The following is a 20,448-nucleotide window of genomic DNA, read 5'->3' on the forward strand; positions in this document are numbered from 1 at the left end:
TACCGAACAGCGTAGGCCGGGTCTCAGAGGTGATGTTACAGTCAATGACCAGATCGCCGATAGAGTGTCACAACCCCTCTGCAGTGAGCTTCAACGGGACTCAGTTTGGTGGACGGATGAGCGAGGACCTGGCCGCGGCCGTTGCCGCGGCGATGTGGGCCGACGACAGTGCCAGCGCCTCCCTCGGCATGCGTCTGGTCCGGGTCGGCGAAGGAACGGCCGTCCTGGAGATGCCGGTGCGCGAGGACATGGTGAACGGGCACGGGATCGCGCACGGCGGCTTCGTCTTCACCCTGGCCGACTCGGCCTTCGCGTTCGCCTGCAATTCCCGCAACCAGGTCACCGTCGCGCAAGGGGCCGACATCGTTTTCGTCGCACCGGCTCAGCGCGGGGACCTCCTGGTCGCCGAGGCGCGCGAGCGAGCGTCGTACGGGCGGAACGGGATCTACGACGTCACGGTCCGCCGCGGCGACGACCTGATCGCCGAGTTCCGCGGTCGGAGCCGACAATTGCCGGGGACAGTGTTGAAGGAGAGCAACGATGGCGCGTGAGGCATTTCTGGTCGACGGTATTCGCACCCCGATCGGCCGGTACGGCGGCGCGCTCGCCGCGGTCCGCCCGGACGACCTCGCGGCGCACGCAATCTCGTCGCTGCTCGCGCGGCACGCCGCGCTCGACCCGGCGTCGATCGACGATGTGATCCTCGGCTGCGCGAACCAGGCCGGCGAGGACAACCGCAACGTCGCCCGGATGGCCTTGTTATTGGCGGGTTTGCCGGAGGGCGTGCCCGGTACGACGATCAACCGGCTCTGCGGCTCCGGCCTCGATGCGGTCGCCTCGGCGGCTCGGTCGATCATTGCCGGAGACAACGAGATCGTGCTGGCCGGTGGCGTCGAATCGATGTCCAGGGCACCTTTCGTGATGCCGAAGGCAACTAGTGCTTTCTCTCGGCAGGCGGAGATCTTCGACACCACGATCGGCTGGCGGTTCGTCAATCCCTTGCTGGAGAAGCAGTACGGGATCGACTCGATGCCGGAGACGGCCGAGAACGTGGCCGCTGACTTCGGCATCTCTCGCGAAGACCAGGATCTGTTCGCGTTGCGCAGTCAGCAACGGGCCGCGAAGGCGCAGGCCAACGGGCGTCTGGCGGAGGAGATCGCCGCGGTCTCCGTGCCTGGCAAGCGGGGCGCCGTGACCACCGTAGAAGTCGACGAGCATCCGCGCGAGACATCTCTCGAAGCGCTGGCCGGTTTGAAGACGCCGTTCCGTTCGCCGGGCACGGTGACGGCCGGCAACGCGTCGGGCGTGAACGACGGGGCTGCTGCTCTGCTGGTGATGAGCGGCGAGGCCGTCTCGCGGCTCGGCGTCACGCCGCTGGCGCGGATCGTGGGCACCGCCGCGGCCGGCGTACCGCCTCGGATCATGGGGATCGGGCCGGTCCCGGCCACCCGCAAGCTTCTCGAGCGCACCGGCATCGCGTTGTCCGAGATCGGCGTGATCGAACTGAACGAGGCGTTCGCGGCGCAGTCGCTCGCGGTCTTGGGCGAGCTCGGGCTTCCCGACGACGCTGAGCACGTCAACCCGAACGGCGGCGCTATCGCCCTGGGACACCCCTTGGGGATGTCCGGCGCCCGGCTCGCCCTGACAGCCGCTCTCGAGCTTCGCCACCGCGACGCCGGGTACGCGCTGGCCACGATGTGTATCGGGGTGGGTCAGGGCATCGCGACCCTGCTCGCACGGCCGTAGTGCTACCCAGGGCAATACTGGGGCTCTAGGGAGGTTGGGATGACCGATCGGTTCCTCGGTGAGGCGTGTCCGGTGGAGCTCCAGGACGCCGGTGAACGGCTGTCCGTGGACGAGCTCCGCGCGCGGCAGCTCGCCGGACTCCAGGCGACCGTGCGCGCGGCGTACGAGAACGTCCCGCACTATCGCGCGGCGCTGGACGGCGTTGGTTTCGCACCCGACGACCTGAAGTCGCTCGAGGACCTGAGCCGGTTGCCGTTCACGACGAAGCACGACCTGCGGGAGAACTACCCGTTCGGCATGTTCGCCGTACCGCGGACCGAGGTCGTCCGGGTGCACGCTTCCTCCGGTACGACGGGGCGCCCGACCGTGGTCGGGTACACGCGGGCCGACATCGACAACTGGGCCGACCTGATCGCCCGCTCGATCCGCGCCGCGGGTGGTCGCGCGGGAGACGTGTGCCATGTCGCTTATGGATATGGACTTTTCACGGGTGGACTCGGTGCGCACTACGGCGCCGAGCGGCTCGGCTGCACCGTCGTACCGGTCTCCGGCGGGATGACGGAACGCCAGGTCGACCTGATCCGCGACTTCGGCGCCCAGATCATCATGGTCACGCCGTCGTACTTCCTGTCGATCATGGACGAGATGGTTGCTCGCGGCATCGACCCCCGCGAGACCTCCTTGCGGGTGGGAATCTTCGGCGCCGAACCGTGGACCGAGCAGATGCGCACCGAGGTCGAGTCACGGACCGGGATGCACGCGGTCGACATCTACGGGCTGTCCGAGGTGATGGGCCCCGGCGTCGCGCAGGAATGCGTCGAGACCAAGGATGGCCTGCACATCTGGGAAGACCACTTCTACCCGGAGATTATCGACCCCGTCACCGGCGAGGTACTCCCGGACGGCTCCGAAGGCGAACTAGTCTTCACCACATTGACCAAGGAGGCCTTCCCGGTACTCCGGTACCGCACCCGCGACCTCACCAGACTCCTCCCCGGCACGGCCCGCCCCGGCATGCGCCGAATGGAGAAGATCACCGGCCGCACCGACGACTTGATGATCATCCGCGGCGTCAACGTCTTCCCCACCCAGATCGAAGAACTCATCCTCACCATCGAAGGCCTCACCCCGCACTACCTCTGCACCCTCACCCGCCCCAACCGCCTCGACGAACTGACCGTCCAGGTAGAAGCCGCCCCCGGCCTCACCGACCACACCCCCGCCGCGAACGCCCTCACCAACCTCATCAAGAACCGCATCGGCATCTCGGCCAGCGTCGAGATCCTGCAACCCCACGCCCTGGAACGCTCCCTGGGCAAAGCAAAACGCATCAACGACCGCCGCCACCTCTGACCGCATGATCGCCGGCGTGCCGACGGACAGGTAGTAGCCGACGGCAACTAGTGCACCTGAGCGCGACCCGGCACCCCGTGTACGCCGTACGGAGGTGCACTACCTGTCGATCTGTACGCCCCGCGCCAGCCCACACTTTCAGGAGGGAACGCCCGCAGGTGTGGGCACGGGTGGAGTCAGGTGAGGAACTTGGGGAGGGTTTGTTCGGTGGCTGTGCGGAGGGTGGGGAGGGCGGTGGGGTCGCCGGCGAGGTGGCGGAAGAGGGCTTGCTGGAAGAGGCCGTCGAGGAGGCCGTAGGCGGTGGCGGGGGTGACTGTGAGGTCGCGGCCGGCCAGGTCGGCGTACGTGGTGACGATGCGCCAGATCATCTGTTCGAGGGACTTGTCGATCTCCAGGGTGTCCTCGCGGAAGGACTCCTCGAAGAGGGACTGGTTGCGGAGGTCGTACCACAGGCGGTGCATGGTGGCGTCTTCTTCGCAGGTGACGGCCAGGGCCGCACCGAAGTCGACCTTGAGTTGGTCTGCGTCCTCGGCGGTGGCGACGATCTGGTCGTACCGCGTGACGCACTCGGCCTTGTACTGCTTGACGCAGTACATGATCAGCTCGACCTTGTCGCGGAAGTAGTAGTGCAGGACGCCGTGCGAGAACTCCGAGTTCTGCGCGATCTCGCGCAGGCTGGTGCGGGCGTAGCCGAGCTGGGACAGCGTTCGCAGCGCCGAGGTGGCGAGCTGGGAGCGGCGCTCCGCGAACTTGTCCACCTGCCGGCGCGAGATGCGATCGGTCACCTCGGTCACGTCAGGCCTCCTGGAATCCCGGCTGCGACCACGATCGGATCGCGCCGGAGGTAGTCCTCCGACTGTACCCCGAACGAAACGATTTCTTGACAGTTGTCCAAGGAACTCTTGACGACTGTCCAGATCTCCACAACGCTGTCAGGACCGCCCGGTCACCGCACCTCATCGGTGATCGGGCACCCCGCAGCGGGAGGAGAAGTGCATGTACGACCTGACCGGCCGCAAGGCGCTGGTGACCGGGGGCGCTCGTGGCCTCGGGGCGGGGATGGCCGAGGCGCTGGCGAAGGCCGGTGCTTCGGTGGTGATCGCGGACATCCAGGAAGATCTCGGCAAGGCGACCGCGGACCGGCTGAAGGACACCGGCGCCACCGCCGCCTTCGTGCCACTGGATGTCACCGACGACGCGAACTGGGAGGCGGCCGTCACCGCCACCATCGCTGAGCTCGGCGGTCTGGACATCCTGGTGAACAACGCCGGCGTCGAACTGTCCGGTCTGGTCGTCGACCTCGATCCGGCCGATGTCCGCACGATGCTGGAGATCAACGTGCTGGGCACCGCGCTCGGCGTGAAGCACGCGTTCCGGGCGATGCGCCCGGGTGGACCGGCGGGGTCTGGTGGCTCGGTGGTCAACATCTCCAGCGTTGCGGCGACGATCCCGTTCCCGGGCATCGCCGGGTACTCCGCGACCAAGTCGGCGGTGGACCGGCTGACCCGGGTCGCCGCGATGGAGTCCGGCAAGCTCGGGTACGGCGTACGCGTCAACTGTGTGTACCCCGGCCTGGTGCCGACCGAGATGGGCATGCAGCTGGCCGCGGACATGGTCACCCTCGGGCTCTGGCCGTCGGCGGAAGCCGCCGTCGGTGACGTGATCGGGCTGACCCCGCTCGGGCGCCTCGGCGAGGTCGGCGACATGGCCGACGCGGTCGTGTTCCTGGCCTCCGACGCCGCCAAGTTCATCACCGGCGCGGGCCTGCCGGTCGACGGCGGAATGGGCATGTGATGGGCGGCAAACCGGTCGTCGTGTACGGCGCCTCGGGGTACACGGGCCGGCTCGTCTGCGAGTACCTGCGCGAATACAACGTCCCCTTCATCGCAGCGGGACGCGACAAGGCCCGGGTACAAGAGGTTCTCGACAAGGTCCCCGGTATCGAGACTGTCGACCACGAGGTGGTCGAGGTCGAGCACAACGTCTCTGCGCTCACCGAGCTGTTCAGCGGCGCCAAGGTCGTGAGCAACATGGTCGGCCCGTTCGTCAAGTACGGGCCCGAGGTGGTCGAGGCGTCCCTGGCGGCCGGCTGCCATTACCTGGACACCACCGGCGAGCAGGACTGGATGCTGGAGGCGGAGAAGAACTGGAGCGACAAGTTCGCCGCGCAAGGCCTGTTGCTGTCGCCGGGTGTCGCCCAGATGTACACGACCGGCGAGATCGCGGCGAACATCTGCCTGGAGACACCGGGGCTCGACACGCTCGACATCCTGGTGCTCTGGAAGGGCTTCCCGACGTACGCGTCGACCCAGACGATCTTCACCATTCTGAAGGCGGACTGGCACTACCTCGAACAGAACGAACTCGTGAAGTGGGATCCGTTGACCACTTTCGAGGTGAACGTCCCGGGACAGCATGCGAGTGCCCTCGCGCTGCCCTGGGGTGGGACGAGCCACCCGGTGTGGTTCAGGCACGACCCCCGGGTGGCCAACGTCAAGGTGGCCGGCGGCGTCTTCGACCGGACCGTCATGCAGGGCGTCGTCGAGGCGGTGAAGATGGTGGAGAGCCAGATCAAGACGCTCCCCCTCGACCAGCAGGACGCCGCGCTCGGCGAGGTCGCCGCCTCGGTGCAGGCGAGCATGCCACCCCGGGAGAACCCGAGGATCAACACCTCGCTCGACTCGGTCCACGCCTCGGGTCCGCTCGGCCGGGCGCACTGTGTCATCCACGGCAACAGCAACTACAAGCAAACCGGTGCACTGCAGGCGTACGCGGCGTACTCGTTGCTTCAGCAGCCGCCGCGTCGCGCCGGACTCGCGTCGGCCTGCCAGGCCTTCGGACACCGCGAACTACTCGGCGTACTACGCAGCTTCGGGCTGGTACTCGAGCCGGTCGTGACCGTGCACCACTGATCGCCCGCGCCGGGGTCGCCACAGGACGAGGCGTACCCGGCGCGGGACACCAGGACCAGGTGCGGGAGTTCTACCCACCCCCCGGGCGCTCCCGCACCTGCACCTGGATCCACCTACCGGGACTGGGGAATCGCGTTTGGGAGCTGGCGTGCGGTTGTTCGACTACCTCGACAAGGGGGCCTCGCTCGGACCGGACGAGCCCTGCCTGACCATGAACGGGGCCAGCCTCAGCTATGCCGAGGTGCAGGAGTTCTCCCACCAGGTGGCTCGCGCACTGCACAAGTCCGGGATCTCACCGGGCGACAAGGTCGCCATCCTGTCGGCGAACAACCCGATCTCGTTCGCCTGCGTCTTCGGCATCTCCCGGGCCGGCGCGGTCTGGTGCCCGATCAATCCTCGCAACGAGGCGGCCGAGAACCGCGAACTGCTGGACTCCTTCGATTGCTCCTGCTTGATCTTCCAGCGCGCGTTCCTCCCGCTGGTCGAACGGATCCTGCCCGACCTACCCAAGCTGACCACGGTGATCTGCCTGGACGATTCCTTGCCGATAGCCACGAGCTTGGTCGACTGGCTGGACGGCGTACCGGCTGATCCGTGGGAGGCGCCGGCCCTCGACGACCTCGCGCTGCTGGTCGGCACCGGCGGGACCACCGGCCGGCCGAAGGGGGTGATGCTGACCGGGCGGAACCTGGAGACGATGTCGGCGATCACCTTGATGAGCTACCCGTTCGAGGGGCGGCCGACCTATCTCGCCCTTGCTCCGTTGACGCACGCGGCCGGCGTGCTGTGCTTCCCGATCCTCGCGCTCGGCGGCGAGGTGGTGATCATGCCCGCGCCGGACCTGGGCGACTTCCTTGCCTTGATCGAACGGCATCGCGTCACTCATACCTTCTTGCCGCCGACGCTCATCTACATGTTGCTGTCCCACGATGCCTTGTCCACAACGGATCTGAACTCCCTGCAGTGCTTCTGGTACGGCGCCGCGCCGATGTCCGCGGCACGCCTGGAAGAGGCGCTGACCCGCATCGGGCCGGTGATGGGGCAACTGTTCGGTCAGAGCGAGGCGCCGATGATGATCGCGACGATGGCGCCGGCCGACCACTTCCACGCCGACGGGTCGATGGCGGTCGAGCGGTTCACCTCCGCCGGGCGGCCGAGTCCGCTCACCCAGGTGGCGATCATGACCGACGACGGGCAACTGGCCGGTCGTGGCGAACGCGGGGAGATCGTGGTCCGGGGGTCGCTGGTGATGGCCGGTTACTACCGGGACCCGGAGGCGACGGCGGCTTCCTCGCAGTACGGCTGGCATCACACGGGGGACATCGGGTTCCTCGACGAGTTCAACTACCTCTACCTAGTGGATCGAGCGAAAGACATGATCATCACCGGCGGATTCAACGTCTACTCGGCCGAGGTCGAGCAGGCGCTGATGGCCTACCCGGCCGTTCGCGACTGCGCCGTCGTCGGGATGCCCGACGAGAAGTGGGGCGAGCGGGTGACCGCCGTACTGCAACTGCACCCGGGGCTGACGGTGACGGAGTCCGAAGTACGGAACTTCGTCAAGAGCCGGCTCGGTGGGGTGAAGACGCCCAAACAGGTCGTGGTCTGGGACGACCTGCCCCGGTCCAAGGTGGGCAAGGTGCTCAAGAACGAGGTGAAGGCACGCCTGTTAAATCAGTAGGCGATGACACCCGCGACAGTTAAGGTTGCGGTCGAGCGACGGAAGGGAGGTGAGCGCGATGTCGAGTGTTCCCGTCGTGCTGCCTGTCCGTCGCACCCGCGACTGAGATCCCGGGCAGCTCCTTTCTTCCTTGGAGCTTTGAATGACTGTTGTTTCCCGTCCGCCGCTGACCTCTGACGAGCGGACCCAACTGACCGGCTGGCTGGATCTGCAGCGATCCTTCGTGCGGATGAAGTGCGAAGGCCTCAGCGAGGAAGACGCGCATCGCAAGCTGTTGCCAACCTCGCCGCTGATGACGATTGCGGGCCTGGTCGCCCACCTGCGCTGGAACGAGTACTCGTGGTTCCAGCTCAACCTGATGGGCGTGCCGGACACCGGGCAGACCCCGTGGACCGAGGACGGGCATCCCGACGCGGAGATGTTCGTCGACGACGTACCGCTGGCTCAGTTGCTGGACGAGTACGACGCCGAGTGCGCCCGGTCGAACGAGACGATCGCCGGATTGTCGCTGGACGAGGTGGAGAAAGGCCCGTACGCCGCCAAGGGCGAAGCCGCCTCGCTGCGGTACGTCCTCTGCCACATGATCGAGGAGACCGCGCGGCATCTCGGTCACCTCGACATCATCCGCGAACTGCTGGACGGTACGACCAGCTACACCAAGGCGCCCGAGTGACCGGCCGACCTCCGCTCACCGGTGACGAACGGACGCAGCTCGTCGGCTGGCTCGACCTGCAACGATCGCTCGTCCGCGGCAAGTGCGAGGGACTGAGCGAAGCCGACGCCTATCGCAAACTGCTGCCGACCTCGCCGTTGATGACGGTAGCGGGACTCGTGTCGCACATGCGCTGGATCGAGTACTCCTGGTTCCACGAGGACCTGCTCGGCGTTCCGGACACCGGCCAGACGCCGTGGACCGAAGGTGGTCCGCGGAACGAGGAGATGATGGTGGACGGCGTCCCGCTCGCCCGACTGCTGGACGAGTACGACGAGGAGTGCGCTCGATCGAACGAGATCGTCGCCGGGTTCTCTCTCGACGACGTGCAGCGCGCACCTGATCGCGACGGAAACCAAGCCTCGGTGCGGTTCATCCTCTGCCACATGATCGAGGAAACGGCCCGCCACCTCGGCCACCTCGACATCCTCCGCGAACTCCTCGACGGCAAGACCGGCTAGCCCGCTTGGCGTAGTACGTGGAACAGCCCCCGGCGCGCGGCGCGGCGGGGGCTGGCGGTTGGGAGCCAGGGGGTCCTGGGCGGAGGGCCCCCTGGCTCAGTTCAGGGGCGGTGTACTGCGTCGAGGGCGTCGGCGATGCCTTCGCCGAAGAAGGCGTTGTTGGCGGTGGTGCCGGTGCAGCGGGCGTCCGGGGTGGTCGGGCACGCGGTGTCGTCGGCTTCCTTGCGGAGGGCCTTCTCCAGGTCGCGCGGCGTCCACCAGGGGTGCACCGACTTCATCAGGGCGGCGACGCCGGTGACGTGCGGCGACGCCATCGAAGTACCGCTCATCGTTCCGTAGCCGCCACCCGGCAAGGTGGACAGGATGCCACTACCAGGAGCCGCGACGTCGATCTTGTTCAGACCGAAGTTGGAGAAGCTGCTCAGCGCCCGCGCCTGGGTGGTGCTGGCGACCGTGATCACGCCGGGCAGTTCGGTCGGCAGGTCGAGGCAGCTGTTGTTGAGCTGGCGCGGTGCCGGGGTGCTGTCGTCCGGGCTGCCGTTGTCGGTGGTCTTGTTGGCCAGGTCGTAGCTCGAGTTACCGGCCGCCGCGACGGACAGCACGCCCTTCTTGGTGGCGAATGCGACAGCACGCCGTACCGACTCCTGGACGGCGCCCTGGTCGCCGTTGTCCTTGCACCAGAATTCCCACGGGTCGATGTAGTAGCTGTGGTTCGTCACGTCCATGTGGTGCTCGGCGGCCCAGATCCAGCCGCAGATCGCGTACTCCGGGTAGATGAACCCGTCGTCGTTGACCACCTTCACCGAAGCGATCCGGACGCCCGGCGCGACTCCGACGATGCCGATGCCGTTCCGGGCGGCAGCCACCGTGCCGGCCACGTGTGTGCCGTGGAAGCTGGTGGTCGGCCGCCAGGCGCCGACGGTGGTGTCGGGTACGCCGTTGTTGATGCAGTTGACCGAGTCGCGGGCGTCGAAGTTCGGCGCCAGGTCCGGGTGCGTGTCGTCCACACCGCTGTCGTTGATCCCGACCAGCACCCGACGCGAACCGTCGGTGACCTCGTGCGCCTGGTCGGCCTTGATCTGCTTCATGTCCCACTGCTCGGCCTCGCGCGGGTCCGCGACCGGCGCGGCCTGGCCGGCCATCATGCTCTTGGCCGAGGTGAGCTTGGCGGCAGCGGAGCCGACCGGGCCCTCGCTGACGGCGGCGGTCCGGGTGGCGCCGACCGACTGGACTTCGCGGCCGTTGCGGCCGGTCCGCACGTCGGTACGGAAGTCGGGGTTGGTCGACTGGGCGACCACCACGCCGATCTGGTCGTACGCCTGCACCACGGTGCCGCCGGCGGCCTTGACCGCGGCCACGACCTTGCGCACGTGACCCGGGCTGGCCTTCGTGTTCACCACGTAGTTCATCAGCACACCAGACTCGGCGGCGGCAGTGGTGGCGGAGCCGCTCGCCGCGTACGGCGAGGCCTGGGCAGCGGTTGCGGCGCCGGCCGTGGTGAACGCCAGCGCGGCGACGGCCAGTCCGGCACTCAGCCGGCGGGTACCAAAGGTTCGGAACACACTCTCTCCTCGGGGCGACAGCGAGTGAACGGAAACGCTCCGGGTGACTCTAGAACGGTTCGCGACCTCAGCGGCTCCTGACCACCCAAGACACGGGAAACCCTGCATTCCGCAGTACCCACCGTTCCCACCGTCACGCTCCGCCCACGACCCCTTGCCCACAGCTGTGGAAGGCCCTGTGGATAACTCGTGGACAAGCGAGGCTGACAGGTGGACAACCTGTGGAGTCAACAGCCGATCCAGGCGCACGTCCCCTGTTGACACCCGTTGTCCACAGCTGCCTGGACCTCTCCGCGCCGAGGGCGGTGGATCCTGATGTGTAAGATAGATACAACAGAGATACGAGCTGCATGGATAAGGGTGAGAGTTGAGTAGCGGGGTGCCGGAGCAAGAGCCGGCGACGGTGGTACTGGGGGACGAGACGACCGAGATCGCGCGGATCGTCGCCGAGGAGGGTCCGGCGGCCGAGCGGATCCCGGCAGCGGAGCGCGTCTACGCGTATGTCAAGGCAGCGATCCTCGACCGGGTCTACCCCGGCGGCGAGTTGCTGACCGAGGGAGAGCTGGCCACCGCGGTCGGAGTCTCCCGTACGCCGGTACGCGAGGCCCTGCTGCGCCTGGAGGAGTCCGGCCTGGTCAAGCTGTACCCGAAGAAGGGCGCGCTCGTCCTGCCGGTCCTGCCGCAGGAGATCAACGACGTCCTCGAAGCGCGCGAGCTGATCGAGACGCACGCCGCTGCCAAGGTCTGGCCGCGCCGCAAGCAGTTGGTGGACAAGCTGGTCCCGCTGGTCGAGGAGATGCGCAAGCACAAGAAGGCCGGCGACGCGAAGAGCTTCCTGGAGGCCGACCGGGCGTTCCACGAGGCCATCGTCGGTGCCGCCGGCAACCAAATCCTCGCCAAGCTCTACAACAGCCTGCGCGACCGCCAGGTCCGGATGGGCGTACCGGGTATCGAGGTGCAGCCCGCGCGGATGGACAAGTCCGTCGCCGCGCACCAGGAGATGATCGACGCGCTCGGCGGCAACAGCGCCAAGCGTTTCCGCGAACTCGTCATCGCCCACATCCACGTCGCCGCGACAGATCTGCGGGGCGTGCAGTGACCGAGCTCCGCTTCCCTCTGGGCGGTCGGCGAGCCTGGGCGGTGTGGGCGACCGCTGTCTTCACCTACCTCGTCACCGTCCTGCACCGAGGCTCGATGAGCGTCGCCGGCCTCCAAGCGGCCGAGCGGTTCCACATCTCCGCCTCCGCGCTCGCCAGCTTCACCGTCGTCCAGCTGACCGTGTACGCCGCCATGCAGGTCCCCGTCGGCATTCTGCTCGACCGCTACGGCTCCAGACGCCTCCTGATCGCCGCATCCGGCCTGCTCTTCATCGCGCAGTCCGCCTTCAGCCTGGTCGACTCCTACCCAGCCGCGCTCGCGGCCCGCGCAGTACTGGGTGTCGGCGATGCGCTCGTCTTCATCAGCGTTCTGCGGGTGGTGATGTCGTGGTTCCCGGCGCTTCGCCAGCCGGTGATGTCGCAGGCGACCGGGATGCTCGGTGGAATCGGCGCGATCGTGTCGACCGTACCGATGGCCGCCGCGTTCAACGCGTTCGGCTGGACCGCCACCTTCGCCGGCGCGAGCGTGCTGAGCCTGATCACGGGTCTGGCCGTCATCTTCCTGCTCCGCAACAGCCCGTACGACGAGCCGCTGCACCGGACGAAGCAATCGCTCACCGAGGTCCGCCGCAACCTGCGCCGGGCCTGGAAGGAACCGGGCACCCGGCTCGGGCTCTGGACGCACTTCACCACCAGCTTCTCCGGCAGCACCTTCGGCCTGCTCTGGGGCTACCCGTTCCTGGTTCGCGGCGAAGGCCTCGCTCCGACGACCGCGGCGTCCATGCTGATCCTGCCGGTCCTGGCCGGCCTCTGCTACGGCCCACTGGTCGGCCGGTACGCCGCCAAGTTTCCCTTCTACCGCTCGTGGATCGTGCTGGCGGTGATCGCGGGCTCCGTGACGATGTGGACCGTAGTACTGCTCTGGCCCGGGCGGGCCCCGATGCCGGTGCTGCTCCTGCTGATCGTCGTACAGGCCGCTGGTGGTCCTGGCTCGATGCTCGGGCTGGACTACGCGCGGACGTTCAACCCGGCGACCAGGTTCGGCGCGGCGAACGGGATGGTCAACACCGGCGGGTTCATCGCGACGCTGATCTGCATCGGCATGGTCGGGGTACTGCTGGACGCGTCGTCCGGTGGTGCTCCGCAAGGCATCGGCGACTTCAAGTGGGCCCTGACGTTCCAGTACGTGCTGTGGGGTCTCGGGACGGTGCAGATCCTGCGGTACCGGCGCCGCGCCCGCGCGACCCTGGCCAGGTACAACCCGGAGGTCTACGAGGCGTTGCGCGCCAACCAGGTCGTCCCGCTGACGAGTTGATCTCAGCCGCTGGCACCGGCTGATATGCGCTCTCAGCCGAGTGACAGGCTGGTACCAGCGGTCAGGAGCACGGTTGTCCCAGAAACAGTCATCTGGGAGGAACCGATGTCCACAACGAACCAGGTCGCCATCTCGGCCGAAGGTCTGGTCAAGAAGTTTGGTACCACCACCGCGCTGGCCGGCGTGGACCTGACCGTGCCCACCGGCACCGTGCTCGGCGTCCTCGGCCCGAACGGCGCCGGCAAGACCACAGCGGTCCGGATCCTCGGCACCCTGCTGCGGCCGGATGCCGGACACGCGACGGTCGGCGGGTTCGACGTCGTCCGCGAGGCGCCCCGGGTCCGCGAGATCATCGGCCTGACCGGCCAGTACGCGTCCGTCGACGAGGACATGTCCGGCCACCGCAACCTGGTCATGATCGGCCGGCTGCTCGGCATGCCCCGGGCGCAGGCCAAACTCCGGGCGGCCGAGCTGCTCGAGCGGTTCGAACTCAGCGAGGCCGGTGACCGGATCGCCAAGACGTACTCCGGCGGTATGCGGCGCCGGCTCGACCTGGCCGCCAGCCTCGTCGGCAACCCGAGCATCCTGTACCTCGACGAGCCCACCACCGGTCTCGACCCGCATGCCCGAAACGGGGTGTGGGAGACCATCCGCAACCTGGTCCTCGACGGCACCACGGTGCTGCTGACCACGCAGTACCTGGAAGAGGCCGACGCGCTGGCCGACTCGCTGATGGTCTTCGACAAGGGCCGGGTGGTGGCCTCCGGGCGCCCGGCCGAACTGAAGGCCCAGGCCGGCCGGCAGACGCTCGACGTACGGCCGGCCGAGCCTGGTCATCTGGAGCGGGTCGCGGCCATCGTCGCGGAGGCCGTCGGCGTACGGCCGACGGTCGACGTGGTGAACGCGGTGGTCAGCGCGCCGGTACCGGACGGTACCTCGATGCCCATCGTGGTCCGCCGGCTCGACGAGGCCGGTATCGCCGTCACCGAACTGTCCCTGCGGCTGCCGAGCCTGGACGAGGTGTTCCTCGCCCTGGTCGGTCACGCCGCCGTCCAAGACACCGCAGTACTGGAAGGAGCGGGCCGATGAGCACCGCCACGTTGGAACCGGTCGCGGCGCACGCCGCCCGCCGGAGCAGGCCGTTCGCCTGGGTCGAGCAGAGCCTGACGCTCGCCTGGCGCAACATCGTCCGGATCAAGCAGAACCCCGAAGCACTGGCGGACGTGACGTTCCAGCCGATCATCTTCCTGCTGCTGTTCCTGTTCGTCTTCGGTGGGGCCATCGCGAACGGCGGCACCTGGCACGATTACCTGCCCTATCTGTTGCCGGGTCTGCTCGTCCAGACGGTGGTCTTCTCGACCATGGGCACCGGCGTCGGTCTGAACGACGACTTCGCCAAGGGCGTCTTCGACCGGTTCCGCAGCCTGCCGATCGCCCGGGTGGCGCCGCTGATCGGTGCGGTGCTGGGCGACGCGGTCCGGTACACGCTGTCGATCGTGATCTTGATGACCACCGGGTTCATCCTCGGCTTCCGGTTCCAGAACGGCGTCGGCAACGGGCTGCTCGCCTGCCTGGTTGTGCTGCTCTTCGCCCTGTCGCTGTGCTGGATCTGGGTCTGGCTGGGACTGAAACTGAAGACCGCACAGGGTGTGCAGGGCATCGCGTTCCTGGTGATGTTCCCGCTCACCTTCGGCAGCAACATCTTCGTCCAGACCGGCACCCTGCCCGGCTTCCTGCAGTCCTGGGTCAAGATCAACCCGGTCGCCCACCTGGTCGACGTGATGCGCGGCCTGATGCTCGGCGGCCCGGTCGAGAAGCCGCTACTGATCACCCTGGCCTGGATGGTCGGCCTGATCGCGGTCTTCGCTCCCCTGGCGATCCGCGCTTACCGCCGCCGCACCTGAAACCCGCAGTACCGAACGAGCGCCCGCAGGTGCCGGCTCCCCGCCGCCAGCTACGGGCGCTCCTGCGTTCCACAATTCATTGCTCAGAGCAACGAAGTCGCATCCGGGCGCAACCGAGGAGGCGACCTCGGAGCCTCGCGATTCAGGTGGTGGGAGCCAGCCGACTGAGGACGCGGCGAAGGGGTGGTGGCGTGGGCCGGATGGGCCCGATCTCTTGCAGGGCAAGCGAAAGGTGGAGTTTTCGCTTGGAAACTGGTCAGAAATCGGGAGTCGGTCTGGCTAAGATGACGAGAGTTCAGGCACGGGGTATCGACAAGAGGTGCAATGAGCGAACCCTCCGTACGCCGTTACTCCGGGCGCTCGGTCGACGAGTGGAAGGCGGCACGACGGGAGCGTCTGCTGGACGCCGCGCTGGAGCTGTTCGGGACCGAAGGCTATCCCGCGACCTCGGTGGAACGCCTGTGTGCACAGGCGAAAGTGTCGACGCGGCACTTCTACCACGAGTTCCGGAACAAGGAGGCCGTGCTGCTCGCGGTGCACGCCGAGCTCATCGAGGTGGGCGTCCGCAGTACGGGTGAGGCGCTGGCCGCGACAGCCGACGCGCCCGTCCGGGAGCGAATCGTGGCGGCAGTCGACGGTTATCTGCAGACCATCATGGCCGATCCGCGCCGCGCCCGGATCTCGTTCGTCGAGGTGGTCGGGATCAGCCCTGCGGTCGAGGAGCAGCGGATCGCCTTCCGGGAGCTGCTGATCTCCAGCGTCGTGCAGGTCGGCGAGACCGCGGTCGCCCGCCGGGAGATCGAGCCGAGGGACTTCCGGTTCGTCGGACTGTGCTTCATCGGCGCCGTCAACACCGTCGTGTACGACTGGATGCTCGCCGACCCGCGGCCGCCGGAGGCGAAGATCTCCGGGGCGCTCCGCGACCTGGCCGTGTCGTTGATGGTGAACTGATTCAGGCCGGCGTGACCCGGGCCCGGAGCTCGGCCAAGGCTTCCGTGCGGGTCCGTGCGGCGCCTGCTTCATAGGCCGCCTCGAATCCGTCGGCTCCGAGCGCCTCGCGGACCCGTTCCTGGAACCGGCGTACGTCGGTGTCGCCGACGGCCCGCAGGCCACGCAGTTCCCCGGCCATGCCCAGCGCCCGGGCACCCTGCACGGCGTCGCCCGCGAGCAGTTCGACCTCGGCCCAGCACTCGACGATCCCCGCGGCCAGCGGCATGTCCTCGGTACCGAGCGCGAGCTCGACCGCCTGCCGGCCGTACTCGCGCGCCTCCGCGAGCTCGCCGCGGGCGACCCGGACCCGGGTCAGCTGACCGAGCATCATCGCCTGGCCGTGCGGGGCCATCCGCTCCGCCTTGAGATCGAGGGTTCCGTACGCCGCCTGCGCCAGCTCCAGCGCCTCGTCCAGCCGGCCCGCGCGACGGGCGATCACGGCCGACCCGAGCATCGCGATGCCCTCGCCGCCACGGCTGCCGGTCTCCTCGGCCAGCTGGCGCGAGCGCTGCAGGTCCTGGACTGCTCCCTCTTCGTCACCGAGCTCGAGCCGGTACATCGCGCACTGGCCGAGGAGCTGGGACAGCCCTTCGGTGGTACCGAGCTCGTTGGTCAGCTTCAGCGCCTCCTCGAGAGAGTCGACCGCGCCCCGGTAGTCGCCCACCGTGCCCTGGTGACTCGCCAGGCCGCGCAGCGCCAGCGAAGTACCCCACCGGTCGCCCAGCGCCCGGAAACCGGCCAGCGCGGTGGTGAGGTCGGCGGCCATCTGGTCGACCTGGCCCTCGTTCTCGCGGAACATCGCCGACATCATCACGGCCATGTTCCGGGTCCACGGGTCGTCGTGGGTCCGGGCCTCGTCGAGTTCCCGGAAGCAGCCGGCCTTGTCGCGGCGGATCGCGGCCCAGATCGCGTTGGTGAAGCGACCGACACCGGCTTCCGCGACGACGGGATGCCGGCGGGCGAGCAGCCGCACGCGGGCCAGCCCACGGATGGCCTTGGGGAACGACACTGCCACATCGCCACCGGACGACAAGGTGCCCAGGGCGTACATCATCAGCGTGTAGGCGCGGACCAGCGGGTCGGTCGGACCCGGCACGCCCAGCGCTGCCTCGAACCACGTGACCGCCTCTGCCGGCCGGCCCCGCATGTTCCAGTACTCGCCGAGAACCGAGACCAGACCGATCGCGGTGTCCGCGTCACCTAGATCCACCGCGGTCCGGAGTGCGTCGAGCAGGTTCTCGTTGTCGGCGTCGAACCTCGCGATCCACTGCAGCTGCGAACCGGTCCGCAACTCCTTGCTCCCCTGGCGGACGAGGTCCACGAAGTACTGCGTGTGGGCCTTCCGCACCTGGTCGAGCTCACCGGATGCGGCGAGCTGCTCAGCGCCGTACGCCTTGACCGTCTCGAGCATCCGGTAGCGCACCGAGCGTTCACCCGCGACCGCCTCGACCAGCGACTTGTCGACGAGGGATGCGAGCACACCGAGCACCGCTTCGGGGGGAATGCCTGGCCCGCTGCAGATCTGCTCGGCGGCTTCGAGCGTCGCGCCACCGGAGAAGCGTGCCAGTCGGCGGGCGACGGCCTGCTCGTCGCAGTCGAGCAGGTCCCAGCTCCACTCGACGACGGCCCGCAGAGTCTGATGCCGGGGCAGCGCCGTCCTGGAACCACTCGTCAGCAACCTGAACCGGTCCGCGAGCCGTTCGACGATCAGCTCCGGGGACAACGCACGCAACCGGGCCGCGGCCAACTCGATCGCCAGCGGCATCCCGTCCAGCCGTCGGCAGATCTCCCCGATCGCCTGCCGGTTCTCGTCGGTGACGGCGAAGTCCGGCCGTACTGCGCGGGCGCGGTCGACGAACAGCTGGATCGACGGGTAGGCGTCGGTCTCGCTGTCCTCCGGCGGCAACCCGAGTGGGCCGACCTGGTGCAAGTGCTCGCCGGGAATACTGAGCGGCTCGCGGCTGGTCGTCAGCACCCGGAGCCGCGGGCAGACGGCCAGCAGCGAATCGACCAGCCCGGCCACTTCCTGGACCAGGTGTTCGCAGTTGTCCAGCACCAGCAGCACGCGGCGATCGGCGATCACCTCGACCAGCCGCTCGGTCGCGGCCCGGCTGGCAGGTAGGTGAGTCGGAGTCAGCGAGGTCTTGATGCTGTCCACGTACTCGCTGGCGCCCAGCGCGCTCAGCATCGCCGGCGCGACATCGGCCGCATCGCCGAGCGGAGCGAGTTCGACGAACCAGATCCCATCACTGCCGCGTTCAAGCAGTGAGCGCCCGGTCTCGGTCGCCAGCCGAGTCTTGCCGGCACCACCAGGACCGACCATGGTGACGAGCCGCGTGCCGTTGGTGAGCAGCCTGGTCAGCTCCGCGACATCGTCGGACCTGCCCACGAAACTGGTCAGCGGCGCACGCAGGTTGCTCTTCGGCGCCGACGGCACCGGCGTCGGCACAGCGACGACAGCAGCCGGGTCGATCACGTCCCCACGCAGTACTGCGACATGCAGTTCGCGCAGCCTGGTGCCCGGATCGGCACCCAGCTCCTCGGCGAGCGTGGTCCGGACCCGCTCGTACGCCGAGAGCGCTTCCGCTTGGCGACCATCGGCGTACAGAGCTCTCATCAGCAGTTCGTGCAGGCGTTCGCGCAGCGGCTGGGCGAGGGCGAGGCGCTCCAGCTCCGCGATCACGTCGCGTGCGTGGCCGCTGGTCACGGCGGCCTCGGCGAGGTCCTCGGCCGCGCCCAGTCGCAGCTCGGCGAGACGGTCGGCCTCGATCCCGGCGAACGGGAGATCGCGCAGATCCGTGAGCGCGTCACCTCGCCAGAGGCGCTCGGCCTGAGTCAGCAGGGCCCTCGCCTGCGCCGGGTCGCTGGTGAGCAGCCGGCGACCACGGAGTAGAAGATCCTCGAACTGCAGCGCGTCGACCGACTCCGGCGGAATCGTCAGCGTGTATCCGGCCGGCCCGGACTGCACCGAGATGCTCGACTCGGTGACCGGCAGACTCGCCCGGAGCCGCGACACCAACGACTGCAGGGCGTTGGCGCTCGGCGCCTCACTGCCCCACAACCCGTCGACGAGGGTGTCGATCCCGACCGGGCGCCCCGCGTCCAGCGCCAGCCGCGCGAGCAGCCCGCGCAGCCGGAGTCCGCGGACGTCCAGCGGGTTACCGTCGGCCGCCCACATCGCGAGAGGCCCAAGCACCGCTATGCGCACCCCTCCAGCCTCCCACACCACCCGCCCCATCTCCCCTGTCTTTTGTCATCTCCCCGATCCGGCCGGCATGAATGCCGACACCTTCCAGCACCGACCGGGTCGTGCATTACTGTCGGCCGGGTGACCGAGATCGCCGCCAAGACCCAGTCCGATCTGAGCCGGATCCTCGCCGAGCGTCAGAGCAAACATCGCGTGCCCGGGTTGGTGGGCGCCGTCGTACGGGAAGGCGCACTGGCTTGGTCCGGCGGCGCGGGATCCGCCGATCTCGAGACGCCGGGAGTGGCGCCGACCGCGGATACGCAGTACCTGATCGCCTCGCACAGCAAGACGTTCACCGCGGTCGCGATCATGGCGCTGCGCGACGAGGGCAAGCTCAGCCTCGACGACCGGCTCGAGCAGTTCGTGCCCGAGAGCAAGCACGCGGGAATCACCATCCGGCAGATGCTCAGCCATGTCAGCGGGATGCAGCGCGAACCGGTCGGGGACGTCTGGGACCAGATGAAGTTCCCGGACCGTGAGCAACTGGTTGCGGGCTGGAACGAGGCCGAGCGGATCGGCAAGCCGCACCACCGGTTCCACTACTCGAACCTGGTCTACTCGCTTCTCGGCGAGATCGTCGCCCGGCTCGACGGCCGATCGTGGTACGAGTCGGTGCAGGCGCGGATCCTGCAGCCGCTCGAGATGCGCCGTACGACGGTCGGCATGGACGGCGGGCCGGCCGCCACCGGGTACTACGTTCCGCCGTTCTCCGATGTGCCCGTGCGGGAGCCGCTGCTCAGCCTCGGCGCGATGGACGCATGCGGCGGGCTCGCTTCGACCGCCGAGGACCTGGCGAAGTGGATGGCGTTCATCGCCGATCCGGTCGACGAGGTGCTCTCCAAGGACACGATCGACGAGATGTGCCAGCCGCAAATCATGGCGGACGTGGACCGCTGGCAACTCGGCTTCGGCCTGGGCTTCATGCTGCTCCGCCTCGGCGAACGCGTCTTCGTCGGCCACACCGGCGGCATGCCCGGTCACATCACCGGCAGCTTCGTGCACCGCCCGTCCGGTACTGCGGGGATCGCGCTCATGAACACCACCTCCGCCCCCGACCCGGCCGGCCTCGCCACCGACCTGGCGATCAAGGTGCTCGACGACGACCCGCTGCCACCCAAGCCGTGGATCCCCGGCACCTCGGTCCCCGACGAACTCACCGGCGTCCTCGGCACCTGGTTCACCGAGGGCCAGCCGTTCGTCTTCTCGGTCCGTGAAGGCCGCCTCGAAGCCGCCGCCCCAGGAGCCCCCGCCCACAAGGGACCCGCGGTCTTCGAACGCATCTCCGCCGACCTCTACCGCACAGTCTCCGGCCGCGAAACCGGCGAACTCCTCCGCATCACCCGCGACTCGACCGGCGACCCCACCACCCTCCACTGGGCCACCTACCTCTGCACCCGCCAACCCCTAGCCTTCGGCCAACACCACTAACCCCGCACGACGCCCACGCAGCTCGTGCCCGAGGCTGCTG

Annotated in this window: 17 protein-coding genes; 14 read left to right on the plus strand and 3 right to left on the minus strand. The window is 68.3% G+C overall.

The features are described 5' to 3' along the window. Positions 1-116 precede the first annotated feature (116 nt). From paaI to paaK, 3 genes are read left to right on the plus strand one after another with little or no spacing between them, the layout of a single operon-like run. Positions 117-551 carry a hydroxyphenylacetyl-CoA thioesterase PaaI gene (paaI, locus tag DIZ26_RS34275; RefSeq protein ID WP_112248684.1) on the plus strand — a complete coding sequence of 145 codons (435 nt, stop codon included), beginning with the start codon at positions 117-119 and terminating at the stop codon, positions 549-551. Next, on the plus strand, positions 541-1,746 hold the full coding sequence (gene pcaF / locus DIZ26_RS34280; RefSeq protein WP_112248685.1) for a 3-oxoadipyl-CoA thiolase: 1,206 nt from the start codon (positions 541-543) through the stop codon (positions 1,744-1,746). Before paaI ends, pcaF begins: the two co-directional genes overlap by 11 nt. 39 nt (positions 1,747-1,785) lie before the next feature. Then, positions 1,786-3,099, plus strand: a complete 1,314-nt coding sequence (gene paaK / locus DIZ26_RS34285) for a phenylacetate--CoA ligase PaaK (protein WP_112248686.1) — start codon at positions 1,786-1,788, stop codon at positions 3,097-3,099. A 176-nt stretch (positions 3,100-3,275) separates the two neighbouring features. Here paaK and DIZ26_RS34290 read toward each other — a convergent pair whose 3' ends face one another. Next, positions 3,276-3,893, minus strand: coding sequence for a TetR/AcrR family transcriptional regulator (locus DIZ26_RS34290; protein ID WP_112248687.1), 618 nt, complete (start codon positions 3,891-3,893; stop codon positions 3,276-3,278). 202 nt (positions 3,894-4,095) lie between these two features. Between DIZ26_RS34290 and DIZ26_RS34295 the strand changes: the two genes are divergently transcribed. The 5 genes from DIZ26_RS34295 (at position 4,096) to DIZ26_RS34315 (ending at position 8,865) form a co-directional block, all read left to right on the plus strand. Further along, positions 4,096-4,893, plus strand: coding sequence for an SDR family NAD(P)-dependent oxidoreductase (locus tag DIZ26_RS34295; RefSeq protein WP_112248688.1), 798 nt, complete (start codon positions 4,096-4,098; stop codon positions 4,891-4,893). Then, complete coding sequence (locus DIZ26_RS34300) at positions 4,893-6,011, plus strand: DUF5938 domain-containing protein (RefSeq protein ID WP_198676411.1); 1,119 nt, start codon at positions 4,893-4,895, stop codon at positions 6,009-6,011. The genes DIZ26_RS34295 and DIZ26_RS34300 overlap by 1 nt, the downstream gene beginning before the upstream one ends. A gap of 148 nt (positions 6,012-6,159) precedes the next feature. Continuing rightward, positions 6,160-7,692: an acyl-CoA synthetase gene (locus DIZ26_RS34305; protein ID WP_112248690.1), complete on the plus strand. Its 1,533-nt coding sequence runs from the start codon at positions 6,160-6,162 to the stop codon at positions 7,690-7,692. 142 nt (positions 7,693-7,834) lie between these two features. Further along, positions 7,835-8,365, plus strand: a complete 531-nt coding sequence (locus DIZ26_RS34310) for a DinB family protein (RefSeq protein ID WP_112248691.1) — start codon at positions 7,835-7,837, stop codon at positions 8,363-8,365. After that, a complete protein-coding gene (locus DIZ26_RS34315; RefSeq protein WP_112248692.1) occupies positions 8,362-8,865 on the plus strand; it encodes a DinB family protein in 504 nt (167 codons plus the stop codon). The genes DIZ26_RS34310 and DIZ26_RS34315 overlap by 4 nt, the downstream gene beginning before the upstream one ends. Before the next feature lie 101 nt (positions 8,866-8,966). On the opposite strand, the gene DIZ26_RS34320 is transcribed toward DIZ26_RS34315, so the two are convergent. After that, entirely contained in the window at positions 8,967-10,427 is a 1,461-nt protein-coding gene (locus DIZ26_RS34320) for a S8 family peptidase (RefSeq protein ID WP_232828798.1), read from the minus strand. Positions 10,428-10,806: 379 nt separating this feature from the next. On the opposite strand from DIZ26_RS34320, the gene DIZ26_RS34325 reads away from it, so the two are divergent. The 5 genes from DIZ26_RS34325 to DIZ26_RS34345 all read left to right on the plus strand — a co-directional run bounded on the left by DIZ26_RS34325 (position 10,807) and on the right by DIZ26_RS34345 (position 15,694). Continuing rightward, entirely contained in the window at positions 10,807-11,526 is a 720-nt protein-coding gene (locus DIZ26_RS34325) for a GntR family transcriptional regulator (RefSeq protein ID WP_232828807.1), read from the plus strand. Continuing rightward, positions 11,523-12,839, plus strand: a complete 1,317-nt coding sequence (locus tag DIZ26_RS34330) for an MFS transporter (RefSeq protein ID WP_112248694.1) — start codon at positions 11,523-11,525, stop codon at positions 12,837-12,839. Before DIZ26_RS34325 ends, DIZ26_RS34330 begins: the two co-directional genes overlap by 4 nt. Before the next feature lie 105 nt (positions 12,840-12,944). Continuing rightward, positions 12,945-13,928 (plus strand): ATP-binding cassette domain-containing protein, encoded by a 984-nt coding sequence (locus DIZ26_RS34335; RefSeq protein WP_112248695.1) that lies wholly within the window; start codon positions 12,945-12,947, stop codon positions 13,926-13,928. Further along, positions 13,925-14,743 (plus strand): ABC transporter permease, encoded by an 819-nt coding sequence (locus tag DIZ26_RS34340; RefSeq protein ID WP_112248696.1) that lies wholly within the window; start codon positions 13,925-13,927, stop codon positions 14,741-14,743. The genes DIZ26_RS34335 and DIZ26_RS34340 overlap by 4 nt, the downstream gene beginning before the upstream one ends. Positions 14,744-15,067: 324 nt before the next feature. Continuing rightward, positions 15,068-15,694, plus strand: coding sequence for a TetR/AcrR family transcriptional regulator (locus DIZ26_RS34345; RefSeq protein ID WP_112248697.1), 627 nt, complete (start codon positions 15,068-15,070; stop codon positions 15,692-15,694). A 1-nt stretch (position 15,695) separates the two neighbouring features. On the opposite strand, the gene DIZ26_RS34350 is transcribed toward DIZ26_RS34345, so the two are convergent. Beyond that, complete coding sequence (locus DIZ26_RS34350; RefSeq protein ID WP_198676412.1) at positions 15,696-18,929, minus strand: ATP-binding protein; 3,234 nt, start codon at positions 18,927-18,929, stop codon at positions 15,696-15,698. Positions 18,930-19,061: 132 nt separating this feature from the next. On the opposite strand from DIZ26_RS34350, the gene DIZ26_RS34355 reads away from it, so the two are divergent. Further along, positions 19,062-20,408, plus strand: coding sequence for a serine hydrolase domain-containing protein (locus tag DIZ26_RS34355; protein ID WP_112248699.1), 1,347 nt, complete (start codon positions 19,062-19,064; stop codon positions 20,406-20,408). Positions 20,409-20,448: the final 40 nt, after the last annotated feature.

Source organism: Kribbella monticola, assembly GCF_003261635.1.
In the GTDB taxonomy this organism is placed as follows: Bacteria; Actinomycetota; Actinomycetes; order Propionibacteriales; family Kribbellaceae; genus Kribbella; species Kribbella monticola.

Excerpts from the sequence above, each read along its gene's own strand:
- paaI (WP_112248684.1), top strand. The coding sequence starts at position 117 with ATGAGCGAGGACCTGGCCGCGGCCGTTGCCGCGGCGATGTGGGCCGAC.
- pcaF (WP_112248685.1), top strand. The coding sequence starts at position 541 with ATGGCGCGTGAGGCATTTCTGGTCGACGGTATTCGCACCCCGATCGGC.
- paaK (WP_112248686.1), top strand. The coding sequence starts at position 1,786 with ATGACCGATCGGTTCCTCGGTGAGGCGTGTCCGGTGGAGCTCCAGGAC.
- DIZ26_RS34295 (WP_112248688.1), top strand. The coding sequence starts at position 4,096 with ATGTACGACCTGACCGGCCGCAAGGCGCTGGTGACCGGGGGCGCTCGT.
- DIZ26_RS34300 (WP_198676411.1), top strand. The coding sequence starts at position 4,893 with ATGGGCGGCAAACCGGTCGTCGTGTACGGCGCCTCGGGGTACACGGGC.
- DIZ26_RS34310 (WP_112248691.1), top strand. The coding sequence starts at position 7,835 with ATGACTGTTGTTTCCCGTCCGCCGCTGACCTCTGACGAGCGGACCCAA.
- DIZ26_RS34335 (WP_112248695.1), top strand. The coding sequence starts at position 12,945 with ATGTCCACAACGAACCAGGTCGCCATCTCGGCCGAAGGTCTGGTCAAG.
- DIZ26_RS34340 (WP_112248696.1), top strand. The coding sequence starts at position 13,925 with ATGAGCACCGCCACGTTGGAACCGGTCGCGGCGCACGCCGCCCGCCGG.
- DIZ26_RS34345 (WP_112248697.1), top strand. The coding sequence starts at position 15,068 with ATGAGCGAACCCTCCGTACGCCGTTACTCCGGGCGCTCGGTCGACGAG.